General features: G+C 48.1%; 8 protein-coding genes and 1 pseudogene. 3 read left to right on the top strand and 6 right to left on the bottom strand.

Features of this window, described 5'->3' with window-relative positions; translation table 11 throughout:
• From B3P58_RS14620 to B3P58_RS14605, 4 genes are all read right to left on the bottom strand, one after another.
• Nucleotides 1-7742 (bottom strand): filamentous hemagglutinin N-terminal domain-containing protein (locus B3P58_RS14620; protein WP_286718610.1); only part of this gene is annotated, 7742 nt, incomplete at its 3' end.
• A gap of 26 nt (nucleotides 7743-7768) precedes the next feature.
• Nucleotides 7769-9409, bottom strand: coding sequence for a ShlB/FhaC/HecB family hemolysin secretion/activation protein (locus tag B3P58_RS14615; protein WP_286718607.1), 1641 nt, complete (start codon nucleotides 9407-9409; stop codon nucleotides 7769-7771).
• Nucleotides 9409-11370, bottom strand: a complete 1962-nt coding sequence (locus tag B3P58_RS14610) for a filamentous hemagglutinin N-terminal domain-containing protein (RefSeq protein WP_230330306.1) — start codon at nucleotides 11368-11370, stop codon at nucleotides 9409-9411. The genes B3P58_RS14615 and B3P58_RS14610 overlap by 1 nt, the downstream gene beginning before the upstream one ends.
• Before the next feature lie 113 nt (nucleotides 11371-11483).
• Nucleotides 11484-12401, bottom strand: a complete 918-nt coding sequence (locus B3P58_RS14605) for a DMT family transporter (RefSeq protein WP_286718604.1) — start codon at nucleotides 12399-12401, stop codon at nucleotides 11484-11486.
• Between the two features lie 113 nt (nucleotides 12402-12514).
• On the opposite strand from B3P58_RS14605, the gene B3P58_RS14600 reads away from it, so the two are divergent.
• Nucleotides 12515-13417: a LysR family transcriptional regulator gene (locus B3P58_RS14600; RefSeq protein WP_286718601.1), complete on the top strand. Its 903-nt coding sequence runs from the start codon at nucleotides 12515-12517 to the stop codon at nucleotides 13415-13417.
• Nucleotides 13418-13540: 123 nt separating this feature from the next.
• On the opposite strand, the gene B3P58_RS14595 is transcribed toward B3P58_RS14600, so the two are convergent.
• Entirely contained in the window at nucleotides 13541-14077 is a 537-nt protein-coding gene (locus tag B3P58_RS14595; RefSeq protein ID WP_145466509.1) for a hypothetical protein, read from the bottom strand.
• 310 nt (nucleotides 14078-14387) lie between these two features.
• Here B3P58_RS14595 and B3P58_RS14590 point away from each other — a divergent pair, with 310 nt between their 5' ends.
• Entirely contained in the window at nucleotides 14388-16016 is a 1629-nt protein-coding gene (locus B3P58_RS14590; RefSeq protein ID WP_286718598.1) for an NAD(P)/FAD-dependent oxidoreductase, read from the top strand.
• Nucleotides 16017-16020: 4 nt separating this feature from the next.
• Complete coding sequence (locus B3P58_RS14585) at nucleotides 16021-16767, top strand: TrmH family RNA methyltransferase (protein WP_286718596.1); 747 nt, start codon at nucleotides 16021-16023, stop codon at nucleotides 16765-16767.
• Nucleotides 16768-16824: 57 nt separating this feature from the next.
• Here the strand turns inward: B3P58_RS14585 and B3P58_RS14580 are convergent.
• Nucleotides 16825-18189: pseudogene (locus B3P58_RS14580) on the bottom strand (hypothetical protein); the annotation flags it as partial.

The following is an 18189-nucleotide window of genomic DNA, read 5'->3' as shown; positions in this document are numbered from 1 at the left end:
TGCTCAGCATTCAGGAACTGATCGGTCTGTAATACAAGACCAGAAGCCTTTATTAATCCGGCATTATTCAGTGTATTGAGGGAAGAATCGGTCCGTCCCGACAGCCTCATGATTCTCGCTGTCGATATTTCTGCATTTTCGGTATTTGTTATATTTCTGGAAAACAGATTGATCTGTTTGTCTGCATGAAACAGGCCGCTATTTAGTACTGTACCGGCATTTATTGTCGCATTGCTATCCAGCAGCGTTGTTCCTGCATTAGTGAAACTGGTTAAATCAGTGCCAGCCAGGGAGACCGCATGTAGATAACCTCTTTCCTGATTCACAATACTGCCACCAGTAACGACCAGCTCAGTATCGAGATCAATATCCCCACTATTAGTCAGGTTCTTCATACCGGAAATCAATAAGGTGTCATTGCCGCTGTTTGAGTCCTGCGCCTGAATCAAACCAGTATTGATCAGGCTTCCATCACTCAACAGTAAATGGCCATTGCGGATTTCAATACTGCCTTTGCCATCAGCTGAACCATTTTTTAAACCAAAGCTCTGAATATTGAACTGACCCGCAGTACTGCCAATGATATTGGTGAGTGAAGGTGAGTTACTTCCTCCGGTTTGATACAGATAACCCTGGTTATTCAGCGTACCGTCAACCGTGATTTTGGCTTCTTTGGCACCGATGATTCCGGTATTAAGCATATTCGCCACAGATGTGTTCAGCGCATTTACACTGATGGTGCTGTGGTTATCGAATGTACCTATCTGATCGGCCAACATCCCGGATGCTACGATGCCCTGTCCTGAGGAGGCGTTATTAACCGCCTGGATCATCCTCAGCTCAACCAGGTCATCCGCTTCGATTTTTCCGGTATTTTTCAGGGTTCCAAACCCAGTAACGGTTACACCATGATGTGTACCATTTCCTGCACTCTGAATCAGACTGCCGCTATTGCTGAATACCTGGGAACCATTACCGGTGAAGGCTGCATTATTGGTTTCAATATTTCCTTGGTTGTTAACTGCCCCATTAATAACGGTCAGATTTTCACTGCTAAAGGTTTTGGCAGCATTATTAATGAAGGCCGCGTCAGCGACAAAGGATATATCAGCATTATCCGCTTCTATGATGCCATCATTGATAAAGTCAGCGTCTGATCTGGCATTCAGGGTAGAGACACTTATGTATCCCTGATTAGAAAAAGATTCTTTATTGTTACGGTCAATACGTAACGTTCCGGCCGTAATTTCCCCCTGCTGGACAAATTTCTCACCGCCAATATTCAGTGTACCTTTAACAGCCATATCACCATTATTACTGACGTTAGCAAGGCCGGAAAAGTTTACATCCTGGCTACCTTGCAGCGTACCGGTGTTGATATATGTCCCGGCAGATCCGCCCTCTGACTGCCAGCTCATGGTTCCGGTGATCGTCTGTGTACCATGATTATTAAATAGCGCAGTATCAGACTTTGCGGTATAGACTGTGTTGCCTGATACCAGATCAGCTCCGGCATTATTAGCCAGATTCTGATAAGTCAGCTCTAAATACTCAGCCCCCAGCTGATTATTATTAATTACATCACTGCCAATCAGAACAAGATTATCAGCGGTAAGGACACCATTATTTTCAAAGACATTGGCGGCCTTAATTACTGCATTGGCAAAAGAAGCCACACTGCCGTTATTGCTAATATTACTACCAATTACGCTTAGCTCATCAGCCGCCAGAATGCTTCCTGAATTCTCTACCCTGCCTGCAACATTAATATCAACATTGTCTGCACCAAGCTCACTGTCAGCATCTAAAATCAGGTTATTACTGCTGATTTCAACAGAAGCGCCATTCAGAATACTATTTTTAATATTAACATCATCTGCAATTAAGTCGGTACTTGTAGTTATGATGCTGCTATTTTTAAGCAGTGCTTCGCCATCAGCTACTCTGAACTCAAGATTTTTTGCCACAACATCACTGTTATTCAGTACCGCATGAGTATCTGTAGTCAGCGACAGCGTATCAGATAAGTCAAACTGCCCCTGCAGCGAAGCAGTATCTGCAGTCACGGTGAGGGATTCCCCGGCGATAGCAGCGACCAGATTCAGCTGCTGAGCAGCGGTCAACTGAATGTCATCTGCATTCACACGGCTTGCGGAAACATTAACGTTATTCCCTGCCAGGCTCAGCTTGTCTGAATTGATATCTGTATTGTTTAGCGCCAGATCATTACTGGTCGTTATCGCCAGACTATCCGCCAGCTTATAAGTACCGCTAACAGAGGCATCGGCCGCGGTCAGATTAAGACTGGTCGCATCAACCCGCCCCTTTAGATCAAGTTGTTGAGCTGTGATTATCGTTGCAGTATCTGCTAATAATTCAACACTATGTAATTGTGCATTGTTACCAGCATTCAACATCTGATTGATTGCTGCTGAAACCATATTATTGATAACAAGATTATTACCTGCCGATACCGAAAACTGATCTGACCACTGGTAATCATCATCCAAACTAGCTGTTGTCGTATTGGCAGTTATTGTCTTCAGCTCAATATCGTTATCAGCAACCAGACTGGCTGTGTCAGTCGTTAAACTTACATTATTCATGACCAAGTCGTCTGCCTTCAGAGCAAGCGCACTGGCAGAAAGGTGGGCATCATCGATGAATAATTCGTTATCGGTTATTACGGACAACGTGCTTGACAGATCAAAACTACCACTTATTTCAGCCTGGTCAGCGGTGACAGTCAGGTTATTACCGCTAATATCGCCATCTAAACTCAGTTCATTATTTGAATTCAGTTGTGCCTCATTTACTTCCAGAGTCACACCATGAGCACTGATACTATTGCCTTGCAGCAAGATGTTTACAGAACTAGCGACAATATTGTCGACATCCAGATCATGACCTGCGGTTACCGACATATCATCTGCCAACAGGTAGCTACCCGTTAAAGTAATATCAGTACCAGCATTTACCGATAAATGGTCGCCACTGATAACGGGGGCAGAACCAGTTCCAGTCAGACTAATATTTTTATCTGCATTTAAGTAGCTGCCACCAGCAGAAACTTCGAGATTATCAAGCGTAATATTATCAGCTTTGAGGTTCAGGTTGTTGGCATTAATGCTGACAGTCGTGGAAGTTATGTCACTTTGAGCTATCACTGACAGTTGATCTGCCAGAGAATAGGAGCCATCTATTTCAGCAAAACCCGCCTGGACAATTAAATCGTTACCGCTGACACTGCCTGAAAGATTAAGATTCTGTTTAGCTATCAGAGAGGTTGCTTCTGCATTTATATCGATATTTACTGCACTTATATTATTGCCAGCCAAGTTAAGATCACTTGTTGTGAAATCAGCATCAGTTGCAGTCAGCTTATCTGCAACGACAATATTGAGGTTATCGGCAAGTTTATAATCACCCGCCACATTAACATTGCTCGCAGTTAAATCTAAAGAATTACCGATTAACGAACCAGAAATTGTGAGATTCTGATTCGCCATCAACTTAGCCTGATCTGCGCCAAGCATTACATTATGGGCCTGTAGGTTATCGCCGTTCAGCATAAGATTAACGGCTTGCGCGACAACCCCATCAATAATAAGGTCCCGACCAGTTGTAACTGATAGCGTGTCTGACAGAACGTACTCACCTGATAGTTGTGCATCACTACCTGACCGAGCAGTCAGCGAGTTACCTTTCATCGTACCTGACAAACTCAGATCCCTGTCTGCCACCAATTCAGTACTGTCCGCAACAATATTGGTTTCAGTCAGCACAAGATCTGCAGCAGTTAATATTAAACTGGCAGTGGTTATATCAGCATTATTGGTACTCATCTGATTTTCTGCCCGGGCAGTGATATTATCAGAAAACTGATACTGCCCACTTAAATCGGTATTTTGCGCGGCAATCGTCAGGTTATTACCGCTAGCTGATCCTGAAATTTTTATATCTTCATCAGCTACCAGATGGATATTATCTGCTGCCAAGTCGGCACTGGTAAGGTTTATATTCTGACTGCCAAGACTAATATTTTTGGCAGAAGCACTCACATCTTGACCAGTAAGTTTATCACTGGCGATCACAGACAGTTGATCAGACAGCTGATATTGACCTGACAGATCTGCATTGGCTGCACGAATAATTAAATTATTTCCTTTAACCGCCCCTGACAGCTGCGTATCCTGACGACTGGTCAAATATAAAGAATCTGCAGTTATATCAGCATTGGTTAATACAAGAATCTGCCCATCAAGTTTCAGCTGATCGGTTACAGCAATCATATTATCGGCCATTAACTGATTTGTCGTTGCAACAGACAGGCTATTACTCAGACCATACTGACCGGAAATATCTGCATTGGCAGCATTGATTATTAAATCATTACCGACAATGGAGCCCGACAATATCAAATCATTCGTTGCAGTCAAAACTGTCTGATCAGACTCCAGCACAGCACTATCGGCACTGACTCTATCTCCCGCCAGCATCAGATTAACAGCTTCAGCTACAATACCATTCACTTTCAGCTCATTGCCTGCTGCAACGGATAATACATCTGATAAAGCATAGTTCCCGGTAAGGCTGGCATTGTTACTCGCTTGTACACTCAAGGAGGTACCAACCACACTGCCGGAAAAAGTCAGATCTTTTTTTGCTGTTAACTGACTGTTTACTGCACGGATATCCGTCTGCGAAAAAGTCAGGTCAGTAGCTGACAATGCCAAATCTGCCGTATTAATTTCAGCATCATCTGTTGTCAAACGATTCTCAGCACTGATCTGTACATTACCGGCCAACTGGTACTGTCCGCTTAAGTTAACATTTTGTGCATTGATGCTCAGACTGTTCCCGGTAACGGAAGCCGAAAGAGAAGCATCATTCATTGCCTCCAATTTTGCATTTTCAGCAAAAACAGTTACTTCAGATGCTTTAAGATCATTACCAGACAAACTGAAATTTTTTGCTGTAATATCACTGTCATTAATCGTCAGTTGATTTTCGGCAGTTACCGACAGGTTATCGGCCAGATTGTAATGACCAGAGATATCTGCATTTCGTCCATTAACAAGTAAAACCTTGCCTTTCACCGATCCGGATAACTCAATATCCTGTTGTGCTTCAAGAGATATATGACTGGCTGTTAATTGGTTATTATTAATTTCCAGATTGTTACCAGAAAGCATCAAGTCTATAGCTTGTGCCACTATACGATCAGACTTCAGGCGATTGCCTGCTGTTACCACCATAGTGTCTGACAATGCGTAATCACCACTAACCTCAGCATTATCAGCAGTCAGAGTTAATTCATTTGCAACAATGGAGCCGGAAAGCTTTGCATCTTTATTTGCATGCAACTGGATTGCACCAGTCTGAATATCTGCCTGATTTATACTTAACTGGCTGGCTGTAGCAGCAAAATCATCAGCTGTAATTAGTATGGAATTTGCCGACAAAGCATTAGTGGCAGTCAGCTGTGCGCTATTTTCAAGCTGCATCTGGCCTGTAATATCAATATCCTGAGCACTGATTTTTAAGTCTTCAGCACTGACACTTCCAGAGAAAGAAGCATCATCATCTGCAGATAAAACAACATCCTGAGCATTGATTTGTGTTGCATCAAGAGCCAAATCCTGACCGCTCACTGCTAAGCTTCTGGCCGAGATAACAGAATTTTTTGTCGCCAGCTGACCAGAGGTTATCGACATATTATCAGCAGCCTCATACCGCCCGGATAATACTGCATCGGCAGCTTCGACACTCAGATTACCGCCATACATTTGTGCATTGGCAACAATAGTATCTGAAACAACGGCTAACTCATTTGTCGCGACAATCCGGGCCGATTCTTTTGCCACAAACGAAGAGGATGTAACGAAAAGATCTGAGGCCAGCATCTCCCCTGCTGACAGGGTCAAATTGTTGCCCGTAAGGTTAAAACGTTCTGTGCGGATATTTGTATCAGAGAAGTCAGCATTACCAGCATTAATATCCAGGGTTCCGGCATCAGACTCTCCGATCTCGCCACCAAAAGACAGTATCTGAAAGGTATCACCCTGACTGGTAAAATCAGCACCAGCTCTAAATTGTAATACTTCACTATAATAGGATGAGTTTTCCGAGATCAGCACAGCCGTATTCAGATCAGTACGATAAGACATCAGCAATGCTTGCTTAAGATTCAGCGCTTCCGTTTTGGCGTTAATATTATTAAATAACCAGGAAGAATCTGTCAGGCCAAGACTGGATCCCTGAAAGCGCATATCAAGCCCACTCATTCTTGAGCCTGTTACGACCATACTTCCAGCGTTAACATCCAGCTGATTAACAAGTATATATGCGTTATCGATATAACTCTCGTCTGTCGCTAATGTCAGATCAGACACTTCAAACCGACTATTATTTATACCCCATTGATGCGCATTGGCATTTAAAATATTGACGGATAACACACTATCAAGAAATCCGAACTTTCCACCGACCAGAGACGCCGTATTTATCCTGATGTCACCATCCTGAAACAGAGCATTATCTACAGTCTGTATATCTGCTTCATTGAGAACCAATAAGTTGGCACTGGATTTCAGGTTATTTGAACTCAACAATAAGTTCAGCGATTTGGTCTCACCATTTAAATCAATCTCAGAGTCAGCATTAATTGTCAGATTCTGAGTAATAATGGATGTAGTATCTCCTGTAGAAACAACATTACCGGAAACAGATACTGAGAGATTGGCAATCAAATCATCTGTAATATTCAGTTCATCTTCAGCGACAAGCGTCAACTTTTTGAAAGCATCAGCATCTGATACCGTCAGCCCACCAGCAGAAGAAATAAACAAATCATCTGCATGAGAAAACAGATAACCATCAGCCTTTACCCCCAAGCCTTTCTCTGTCCCCATAATATTGATTTTACCGGCCTGCATTGCGCCAAAAACACTCGCGTCAATTGCCAGTGCCCGGTCAGGAGTTCCTTCCGGACTTTTAACCGTGACTGCAGTTGAAGAATTATCATCTGAGATCAGAGCGTCATAATTAAGATCATAGGTTCCGGCAATAATATTCAATGAATCAGGCACATCGACTTCACCATGAATACCAATGTAACGCCCTAAAAGATCAAGCGCTTTTGGTTTATAACGGTAACTCAGACCTTCACCTTCAATGCGAACAGAGCCATCCCGAATATCAAAGTTAAGCTGATCGTCGCTGTAGAAGGACCGGCCAGTAATCATAGAAGCGCGATCAGTATTAATAAAACCACAGCCGTCACAGGTAATGCCGTTAGGATTAGCAATAATAATATTCGCTTTATCACCAAACACCTCCATCAGACCATTCAGATCCGAATCGGATGCCCCGGTTACTTCATTCAGAATAACCGAAGCACTGCGCCCACCGAGTGCTGGGTTAGCAAGCAGCTGGCCGGCCAAAAATGAATGGCCATTAACCAGAGAGTTATTAAATACCAGGCCATTCGCATCGACGTCAAAATCCTGATACTTATTATGAGATACCCCGTTATTGCCGGGGCGGACAATATTAACAACCGGAACCCCCTGGCTATTATTGATAACTGGCCGGAACTGAACATCTGCGCGAGGGTCGGTAATCAGTTCTGCCATCACCGGCTGAATCAATGCAACTGGAAAAACCAGCTGCATAACCAACAGAGCCGTCAGTGCTTTATAAAATGGATGACGCTGCCCGTTTCTGAATGCTGCGATCATTATGTTTCTCTCCCTGGACTAACTATTCAGAACAGTTTCAGTCCGACATTCATTGAAAAAATATTCTGCCCGGCGAATTCCTGCCGGGATTGTACCAATCTTGCCCACCAGAGATCGGCGGTTAACCGGCTATAACGATATCCTGCTCCGGCACCTGCTCCCATGCCATTTTCAGCATGATCAGCGGCTAATTGCCGCACATAGCCATAATCAGAAAAAAGCCGGAAGCTCAGGCCATTTAACCATTCTTGCTGACCGCCAACCCATGCCGACAAACCGCGCCCTGAGACCGAAAGAGTGTTCTGCATGTAAAACCCACGATCTCCGGATGCAAACGTTGTATCACTGCCACGCACACTGCCTGCATCTCCAAGATGAATCTGTTCTGAGCTGTACAAAGAGTCATCGCTATACTGTCCGGCAATAACCGTTTGCAAGGAAAACAAAGAAGACATCGGGACACCTATTGTCAGGCGGATGTCCTGCTTCTGAAATCGGGCAAGAGGACTGTATTCTGGAGCAGAACGCTCATCTTGTGTTGCTCCAAAAAGCCCCGTCCCCTGAACGTGACCAAATTCACCACTGAGATACCCCCAGCTACTGTTTCTGGAATAGTTCATAGCTACCCGTACAGGCACCAGTTTCTGTGGCGTCAGCTGAACCCCCAGAATATGACGTTCTGAACGACGTACGGTAAGAGAGGTCAGCAACCCAATACGGGTAGAAGTATTACGATAAAATAAATACCTGCTGTTCAATGAAGAGGTATTCGATTGACCAAACAGGTCGGTATTCTCCGGCAGAATATTCAGGTATTCAGAGTAGCTGTGTGATGCATCAAAGCTCCACCAGCGATAGGGAAAGCCTCCGCTTAGTGTTACAGCATTGGTGTTGGTGCTGGTAATAAGGTTCAGGGATATGTTGTCATTAATACCCAACAGATTGTCGGCTTCCAGTCCCAGCCGGGTTTTCATTTTTCCGGTATCTTCCTGACCATCATTGGATACGCTGATATCGCTACGAAATTCGTCATCTGTCTGATTAACAATCTGAACGTGAGTTGAGCCTGTTTTCTGACCCGGCCAGAGCTTCATTTGAGCATTAGCTGAAGGCACCCGATTAATCTGATCCAAAGCCTGTTCAATTTCAGGAAGCCGTAGATGTTTTCCCCAGGCAGGACTCATTGCCCACCAGAGCTTCTGACGATCTTCACTGCTGTTATTGTTAATGGAGATAGCTTCAACATAACCCTCTATAACAACCAGCTCCAATGTACCGGATGTCAAATCCTGAGGTGGGATATAAACGCGGGAAGTGATGTAGCCAAGGTCAATATACTTGGCAGAAAGCTCCTGCATAAGTTGATTAATTGCATCTTTACCAAGGCATTTATTCCGGTACTTTTCAACCGATTCCCCAACATCGGATTCAGAAAGAATACTGTTACCGGAAATAACTATCTGGTTTACCTGAAAACAGGCATCATTTTCTGGCACAGAGGCGAACTTAGGAGCAGGCTGATAAGCATCCTGACGCTTATTCAGGCGTTCGATTTCATCCTGACGCCTTTTATCTTCCAGATACTTTTCACCGACCTCCGTCACAGGATCAGCTGCGTATACAAAAAAGGGGATTATTAGCAGAGCCAGATGCAGTAAATATTTCATCAGAAAACATCGACCCCGAGTCCGATCCGCCTGCGCAGGAGTAATTCCTGAGTGGTCGGTTCACGAACGATGGCATAGCTCCCATTAACATCCAAAGCGCTTTCAACTCGTCCGCCGACAATCTGTAATTCGCTGCCGTCTATATTTAAGCGCCCCATATTGGAGATAACGGCTCCCCCCTGATCAACGGCCACCCAAAGGGCATCATTTTTCAGAAGTAGTCCACGTAAGCCTTTATTCCGGGTAAGAACATCATAGACCTCAATGCCTTCGGTTCGTGAGTCCGGTGATGTCAGAGATACATCGCCAAGCGCTTGCAATACACCGCCACGATTAAGCAACTGTTGGTTTGCCGTAATATCCAGTGTTGTGCTTGCCTGTATATTTCCGCCCAATAACTCGACATCAGATCCGCCACGCTCATCGCAACCGCCCAGATTGCAACGACTGGACATCCAGGCTTTACCAACGATAGCAGCCTCGTTGGTAAAAACATCGGACGTTATATTGATGCTGCCGTCATTTGCAATAATATCGGCACCAAGCCCATGGTATTCATCTGCTGTAATAGCAATATTACCTTGTCCTGCCAGGATCTCAGATGTAACCCTGCCGGCTTCCGGCTCGCCGAAGCGGATTTCCCGCTGACGCTCCCGCTCTCTCTGCAGAAAAGCCGTATACCAAAGACGCTTCCCCTCTCCGTCTGACGATACAATCAAGCCTTGTGAATCAAACGAATCAATCAGTACTTTATTCTCAAATAAAGACGCCGTGATATTGAGTCCTGCATTGGCGACCATACGGCTGCTGTGGCTGTATAAATTTTCACTGTTCAGTTCAAGATCCTGTAGCGAAAATAAAATGCTTCGTTCTTCAGCACTGCGTGATAACAAACGGATGTTATCATTGGCGGTCAGCCGCAAAGCAGCTTGTTCTGCCTCAGAAGAAGAGTTGGCACTGACCAGAGTAGATTCCAGATGGATGCTGGACTCAGAATTGAGGTGAACAGAGGAATATTGTGATTCGATTGTATTCTGCTTGCCGGAATCTGCACGACTATATATATCACCCGCCTTGATACTTAATGCAGAGGCAGACTTGATATCACCGGACAATTCCACTTTACCATCGGCCTGCAAAGTAAAGTCATTAGCACTGGCGTAAAGGTTACCCGCCGCTTTAACACCAGCCCCAAGGTCTGTAACCATCAACTCAACCCGGGAGGAATAAAAGTTTGCGCTACTACTGATATCAATAGCAATGGCAGCAGTCTCTCCAGCCCCCGGTGTCATTGTCGATGCAACCCAACCTCCTGCCGGGTCTGCAACAGACAGACCTGACGCAAATTCATGAGTACCAGCACCAGCCCGAATGCTGAGTTCCGCAAATGCGGATTCGTCGTCATTATTAATATCCCCAACAGCAGTCAGGCTTCTGGACAGCAGTTCAAGGCGATTCAGACTGCCGGACAAACCAGCCTCTCCGATAGCAATATTGCCGCCATCGACGGTTACGACCGGATTCTGATACGTTGCGCCAAACGCATCGGTACGCTGCTGGTAACTTACCTTACCGGTAGCCAGTGCCAGTGAAGCCATGTTGAATACTTCTGCACCGTTGACCGAGATACCGTTGGGGTTAGCAAGAATAACGTGCGCCCGGGTTCCCTGAACCCGGAGCTCTCCGTTAATAGAGGAAGGGAGCTGACCGGTAACTTCATTAATAATGGTACGGGCGCCCGCAGTACGGTTGTTTAAAATGGCACCATTGCTGCCAACATCAAACCTTGTATAACGATTGTGGCTGATTCGGTCTGCGTCGGCTGGTGCAATATCCACCACCTCACGCTCACGTGAGTCAAGACTGACAGACGTTGCCGTGCTGCCATCGGGCACTATTTCTGCGTGCGTAAAGACCGCCAGGCCGGCGATAAGCGTGAATTGAGCTCCCTGCTTAAGCAACGCAACATCCTCTGTGCAAAATTCAGCCAAAAATGAGCGCGAATCATAGCTCAGAAAATGATTTTTTCAATATTTCTCACGTTAAACATAAGGACAAGTCAGATACCACGACCTCACCGCCCTAATCCGGCCTCCGCTTTCCGTGCAGACGGTAACGCCACCTTACCGTTAAACACCAGTACCGCAAACAACACCAGCACCAGCCCCCCAACCTGTAACGCATTAGGCATAACGCCCAGCATCAGACTGACCAGCAAGGTAAAAACCGGCACAAGGTTAAAGGCAATGGCTGATTTATCCGGTCCTAACTGCTGTACGCCTTTCAGCCAGAACACATAGGCCAGCACCGAACCGCAAAGCCCCATGTAGAACAAAATGCCGTGTGATTTCAGCGTCAGCTGCGGAATCGTCAGCTGCGGCTGTTCAACCACCAGTGCCAGTAAAATCAACGCCACGGCACCAATACTGACCGTCCAGCGGGCAAATTGCAGCGGTGGAATATGCGGAGCGTATTTTTTCGAGCCCACGCTGTACAGACTCCAGACCAGACAGGCCAGCAACATCCATAAATCACCACTGGCAACATTCAGCTGGCTGAAATCACCACCGGTAATAACCAGACTGACGCCGATAAAAGCCAATATCATTCCGGCTATCTGCACCGCTTTCATGCGGGCATTCAGCAGCACCACAGATAACAGCACAGACACCAGCGGCGACAACGCCATAATCAGCGCGGCGTTAAGCGGTGTTGTGCTGTGCAGGGCGATAAAAAACGCATAGTTAAAACCAAACACACCAAGAATACCGAGCGGCGCAAGTACCAGCGCATCACGCCACTGTAACTGCGATTCTGCCTTCCCCGACCACCAGCGAAACAACCAGAAAATAACCAGTGCAATAAAGAAGCGTTCGGCGGCCGCCGTCAGGGGCGGCACAACGCCGGCTATTTCATGAGCAGCATTAAAATTACTGCCCCAGAACAGGGTGCTGAAAACAATCAGTAACCAGATGCTGGCATTTGAATTCACAACAAGACTCCGGATAAAAACTGCGACCCGGTATGGATCGCCGATACAGGGGTTAGCCTATTGATTTCATATATGTTAATAAATAGCGACATCTGGCAACTTAAATTCCATAAATGAAATCAAGATTCTCTCTGGATGATCTCTGGTTATTTCAGCAGGTGGTACAGCATGGCGGTATCGCTGCTGCTGCCACGGCCACCGGCATTCCACAGGCAACCCTGAGCCGTCGCCTGAAGGGGTTAGAGCAGACACTGGGAGGCCGGTTACTGGAACGCAGTGCGCATTATTTTTCGCTGACCGAGCTGGGCGAACACTATTACCAGCGTTGCACACCACTGCTGGCCGAGCTGCGCGAGATCCGTAATCAGCTAGATGATCAGCACACCCGTCTGTGTGGGCGCCTGCGTATCACCGCGCCGGTTAGCATGACGCAAAGCTGGCTTGGCCAGTGCTTCTTTGCCTTTATGCAGCAGTATCCGGGGATTCAGCTCGATCTGGTTCTGTCCAATCAATATGAAAACCTGATCGAACAACATATTGATGCAGCTTTCAGGGTCGGAGAGCCACGCGACAGCAGCTGGATTGCCCGACCGGTATGGTCTACCCGTATGACGCTCTGCGCATCCGCACAGTACCTGGCAAACGCGGAACCGGTCAGCCATCCGCAACAACTGCATCAACATCCGCTGTTGGCTGCCTACCCGATCAATGAATGGTTGCTGCAGAACAAACGCAACCAGGAGTATTTTCGTCTGGCTCCACAATCACGCCTGCGCGTTAACGATATTGATGTTGCCGCCAACGCCGCCAAAGCCGGGCTCGGCATCGCCCTGATTCCAACCTACTATCTGGCCAGCGACACATCGGCCGAAGGTTTACAGGCGGTATTACCCGATTGGCAGGGGCAGCAGCGACCGGTCTACCTCTATTACCGCGACCGCGATGTAATGCCGGCACGGCTTAAGGCGTTTACTCAGTTTGTGCTGGAGTGGGTAAGTCACCAGCCGATGCCCTGACAGGTACCGGCTGGCAAACAGATAAATGCTGATACAAACGGCATTTAATGAGGGCCTGTTAATGGATATCAGGGGCTGTTAACACTAATTAAACAGGCCCCAGAGCCCGGGGAAAGGAACGGATCAGAAGCCTTCCAGATCGCTCACCAGAACACTGGCAATCACTTCCAGATCGCGCGGCTCATCTTCATGGTCCCACTTACCGACACCAACTTCAGCATTCACCAGGGCATCGGTAAAGCCGCCAAATTTCGTTGTGGCCTTGGCAAAAGAGCGGGAACCCAGACGTTTGGAGCCATGATCAACATAGATACTGCCGCTGAATTCCGGCTTAGCGATTGCGTCGCCGTAGCTGAACTTACGGAAGTAGTTCAGTTTAACCGTTGTGCTCAGACCATCTGCCGCATTTTCGATGTAAGTAATCGCGTTATTTTCCTGCAGCAGACGAATCATGTCGGCACGTACGGTTTCGGCGATTTCAGATTCTGTCAGATAGCCCTTTGGTTGCTTGGCCGAATCCAGTCGTACCTCAACCTTAACCGCTGAAATCACCAGCGGTTTATTACGATATTCCTCAGAGCCTGCACTGTACTGGAAGGTCGAAGCACAACCGGCAAGAAACATGGCAGCAACCGCCAGAAAAGCCGCTTTAATATTCATGAACAAACAAGTCCTTTTTAAGGTGTATGGGGGCGCGGATAATACGGTTTTTTCAGTTGCCATTCGCCGCACTTTTTGCCGAAAAGCGGGCTGCGTCACAATCCATTTACGTCCCGAAGGATACAGATCAAAATAACGTCAATCCGAAGCCTGCATAGCCTCCACGGTCAAACCAACCATCTGAAAGTCACCTTCTGTAGTACCTCGTCAGTATCTCTGCCAATAGGCCAATGCCTGCACATCGGTTAGAATGGCGCCATATTAATCTTTTGCCCCTAACCTCTGCCGGAGTCACCGGCCAGGAAGTCTTATGATCCGTATTACCGAACTTGCCCTGCCCCTCGATCACCCGCAGGAAGCGCTGCGCGCAGCCATCCTTGAACGCCTGAACATTCAGGATGCCGACCTGCTGAACTTCACGGTGTTTAAACGCAGCTACGATGCGCGTAAGAAAAACACCGAGATCAAATTTGTTTACATCATTGATCTGGAAGCACGCAACGAAGACCAGCTGCTGGCACGCTTTGAAAAGGATGTGCATATCCGCCCGGCGCCGGACACCCACTACTACCCGGTCGGCCATGCCCCGGAAGGTCTGAACGAGCGTCCGGTGATTATCGGTTTCGGTCCCTGTGGTCTGTTTGCCGCATTAACCCTGGCGCAGATGGGCTTTAAACCGATCGTACTGGAGCGTGGTAAAGAAGTACGTCAGCGCACCAAAGACACCTGGGCATTGTGGCGCAAGAAAACCCTGACGCCGGAATCCAACGTGCAGTTTGGTGAAGGTGGTGCCGGTTTGTTTTCCGACGGCAAGCTTTACAGCCAGATCAAAGATCCTAAATTTTACGGCCGCAAAGTGATGCACGAGTTTGTCCGTGCTGGCGCGCCGGAAGAAATCATGTACGTCAGCAAGCCGCATATCGGTACCTTCCGTTTAACCGGGGTGGTATCGACCATGCGCGAAGAAATTAAAAAGCTCGGTGGCGAAGTGCGCTTTGAAAGCAAGGTCACTGAAATTCTGCGCAATGAAGATGGCCAGACTGAAGGTGTTGTACTGGCCGATGGCGAAGTGATTCACAGCCGTCATGTGGTACTTGCGCTGGGTCACAGCTCGCGCGATACCTTCCGTATGCTGCATAAAAAAGGCGTCTACGTCGAAGCCAAACCTTTTGCTGTGGGCTTCCGTATTGAGCATCCGCAATCGTTAATCGACCATGCCCGCTTAGGTAAATACGCCGGTCACCCGGAGCTGGGTGCCGCCGATTATAAGCTGGTGTATCACGCTAAAAATGGCCGTGCGGTGTATTCGTTCTGCATGTGCCCCGGCGGTACCGTGGTTGCTGCCACGTCCGAGCCGGGCCGTGTGGTTACCAATGGTATGAGCCAGTATTCCCGTAACGAGCGCAATGCCAACTCCGGTATTGTGGTCGGTATTAATCCGGAGCAGGATTTCCCCGGCGGTCCGTTAGCCGGGGTTGAGCTGCAGGAAAAGCTGGAAGAAAAAGCCTACGAATTGGGTGGCAGCGATTATTGCGCACCGGGCCAGCTGGTCGGTGATTTTATTCGCGGTAAAGATTCCAGCGAATTCGGAGAGGTTGAGCCGTCGTATAAACCCGGCGTTAAACTCGGCAGCCTGTATCCGTCACTGCCTTCCTATGTGATTGAAGCCATCCGCGAAGCTCTGCCGGAATTCGGCAAACAGATCCGTGGCTTTGACCGCGACGATGCGATTTTAACCGGCATCGAAACCCGCACCTCATCGCCGGTTCGTATCGCCCGTGACCGCGATTCCCTGCAAAGTGTGAATACCAAAGGGTTGTATCCGGCCGGTGAAGGCGCAGGTTACGCCGGTGGTATTTTATCCGCCGGTGTCGATGGTATTAAAGTCGCCGAAGCCGTGGCACTGGATATGATCGCCCAGGCCGGAAAACAGGGCTGAAGCCATGAAAGTTGATGACGTTAAAAAGCTGCAGCACAGAAAATACCGTGAAGAACTGCACCACTTTTTGGTGGAAGGTGAACACCTGATTCTGGAGCTGCAGAAAGCAGCGGCGACCCAGCCACATCTGGCCCAGTCGCAGCTGTTTATTACCGAGCAATATCAGGACTGGGTGGCGGAGAATATCAGCCTGAATCTGCGCACCACAGTCGTTGGTCATAAAGCCATGAGCCAGATGTCCGACACCAAAAGTCCGCAGGGCATTATTGCCGCCGTGCCTTTTGCTCCGGTTCAGGCAAGCAACCTGCAGCCGGTCAAAAACGAACGCGCTGTTTATTTATATGAAATTCAGGACCCGGGCAATTTAGGGACGATTTTGCGCACCCTCGCCTGGTTTGGTGGTTTCCGTTGTCTGCTCAGTGCCAACAGTGTTGACCCTTACAACCCTAAGGTTGTGCGTTCCAGTATGGGCGCGATTTTTCACGTCGCGCTGGAACAGTATGTGGCGCTCGAAGTAGTGGCCGAACGCTATACCCGCATTGCCTGTCTCGATATGCAGGGCAAGGCGTTAAGCGACCGCGGTTTTAAAGAGTTTGATTGCTATGTATTCGGCAACGAAGCCCGCGGTGTGCCGCGTGAACAGCTTGAAGCCATGCAGGCTCAGCCGTTTACCATTAACGGCAGTGGCGCGATTGAATCGCTGAATTTAGCTTCAGCAGTGAATATGTGTGTGTATGAACTGGTGCGCTGACGGGGTTTAATTATTATTTATGTTGGCCAGAGAACGTCTGGCCAACATACAACAGGCCTACGCGGTCAGCAGACCACCATAAATAGTCCCGCCAACAATGGCTCCGGCCACCAGCAAACGCGCCAGCGATGGCATCACGCCATGGGCCAGCTGGAAGCGGTTCCATAAATCCAGTTTACGCTGCAGCTGATGTTCAGCGCCGGGCAACAGCACAGGATAATAACCGGCCAGACCACCGGCTTTAGGAGCCTGCTGAGTGTTATCCACCGCTTCCGGTTGCTGCAGCGACTGCGCCAGATAGCGCTCGGTCACAATGACATCTTCCAGCAATAAACCACTCATATGTTCCAGCAAACCGGCAATGCCGCCCATGCGCTCATAAGCCGCCGGACACCACTCGTTCCAGTTCTTTTTATCGACATCGGGTAAGCCCAGTTGCGGATTCTGTTCCTGCCAGTTTTCCACGCCCAGTGCTTCCACCAGTTTATCGGTCAGCTGCATATTAAACAGTGCGGCAGACACTTCGGTCATACAATCCTGTACCGCACGGGCAACATTGAGCATGCGGCGTTTTTCAAAAAAGCCGATCTGACCATCGGCAGTAATCACCGCCCAGGTATTGCCCAGCAACGCCTGTTCATTACGCACCACCGCCGCCAGATGCTCACAGGAATGCAGCAGGCTGAGCAGCCCATGCAGATAAGCTTCCCAGCCACGGCCAAGTTCGGCAGCGGCCTGCAAATGCGCGCGGTGACAACTGGCATCGTGTTCCTTTAATACCTTCGTCAGTTCCGCACGCTCCAGTGACAACTGCTCCAGAATCTCTGGAATATCGGCTTTCTGCAGTTCTTCGCCGCGGTGGCGGATCACGCCGCCGGAAGGTTTCAAATCACCATCCTGCAGGGCTTTTAATGTGCTGATTTCACTTTCCAGACTGCGCGCGGCGGCCAGCTGTTCTTTTAATTCCAGCGGGTAAACCTTGCTCAGAGACTGAACTGCCGTGGCCTGAATGCTGCCACTTTCCAGTAACTCAGCCAGCGAAGAAAAATTACGCATCACATCGCGGTTAAGGTAATTGCCACGATATTGCGGATCTAATGAGCTGTGCGAAAAGTGCCTCATGACCGCATCGTCTTCCGTCACGGCTTCCAGCTCATCCTGTTTTTCGGCGTTATAAAAACTGCTGCTGATTTGCGCACGCAGAACATCCGGCTCGGCAAAAATTTCCCAGGCGCTGCGCGGATCAATGTCTGCAGCAATGTAACGTGCCTTGGCATTATCTTCGCGGTCACGGTTGGCCGGGTGTGTTGCCCACATTTGTGGCGGACGTGCCATCGACTCGGTAAACACCCGGTGGCTGGCGGAGTTTTCCGGGTTATAAACCGGCACAGGTACACCATACTGCGGATCGTCGGGCCCTTT

The sequence above is a fragment of the Thalassolituus sp. UBA2009 genome (assembly GCF_002335285.1).
In the GTDB taxonomy this organism is placed as follows: domain Bacteria; phylum Pseudomonadota; class Gammaproteobacteria; order Pseudomonadales; family Oceanobacteraceae; genus Venatoribacter; species Venatoribacter alkanivorans.
The sequence above is the reverse complement of the archived record's forward strand: the minus strand, read 5'-3'. Positions and strand labels throughout refer to the sequence as shown.

Coding starts and splice junctions, on each gene's coding strand:
- B3P58_RS14615 (WP_286718607.1), bottom strand. CDS start 9,409: ATGAAATATTTACTGCATCTGGCTCTGCTAATAATCCCCTTTTTTGTA.
- B3P58_RS14600 (WP_286718601.1), top strand. CDS start 12,515: ATGAAATCAAGATTCTCTCTGGATGATCTCTGGTTATTTCAGCAGGTG.
- B3P58_RS14595 (WP_145466509.1), bottom strand. CDS start 14,077: ATGAATATTAAAGCGGCTTTTCTGGCGGTTGCTGCCATGTTTCTTGCC.
- B3P58_RS14590 (WP_286718598.1), top strand. CDS start 14,388: ATGATCCGTATTACCGAACTTGCCCTGCCCCTCGATCACCCGCAGGAA.
- B3P58_RS14585 (WP_286718596.1), top strand. CDS start 16,021: ATGAAAGTTGATGACGTTAAAAAGCTGCAGCACAGAAAATACCGTGAA.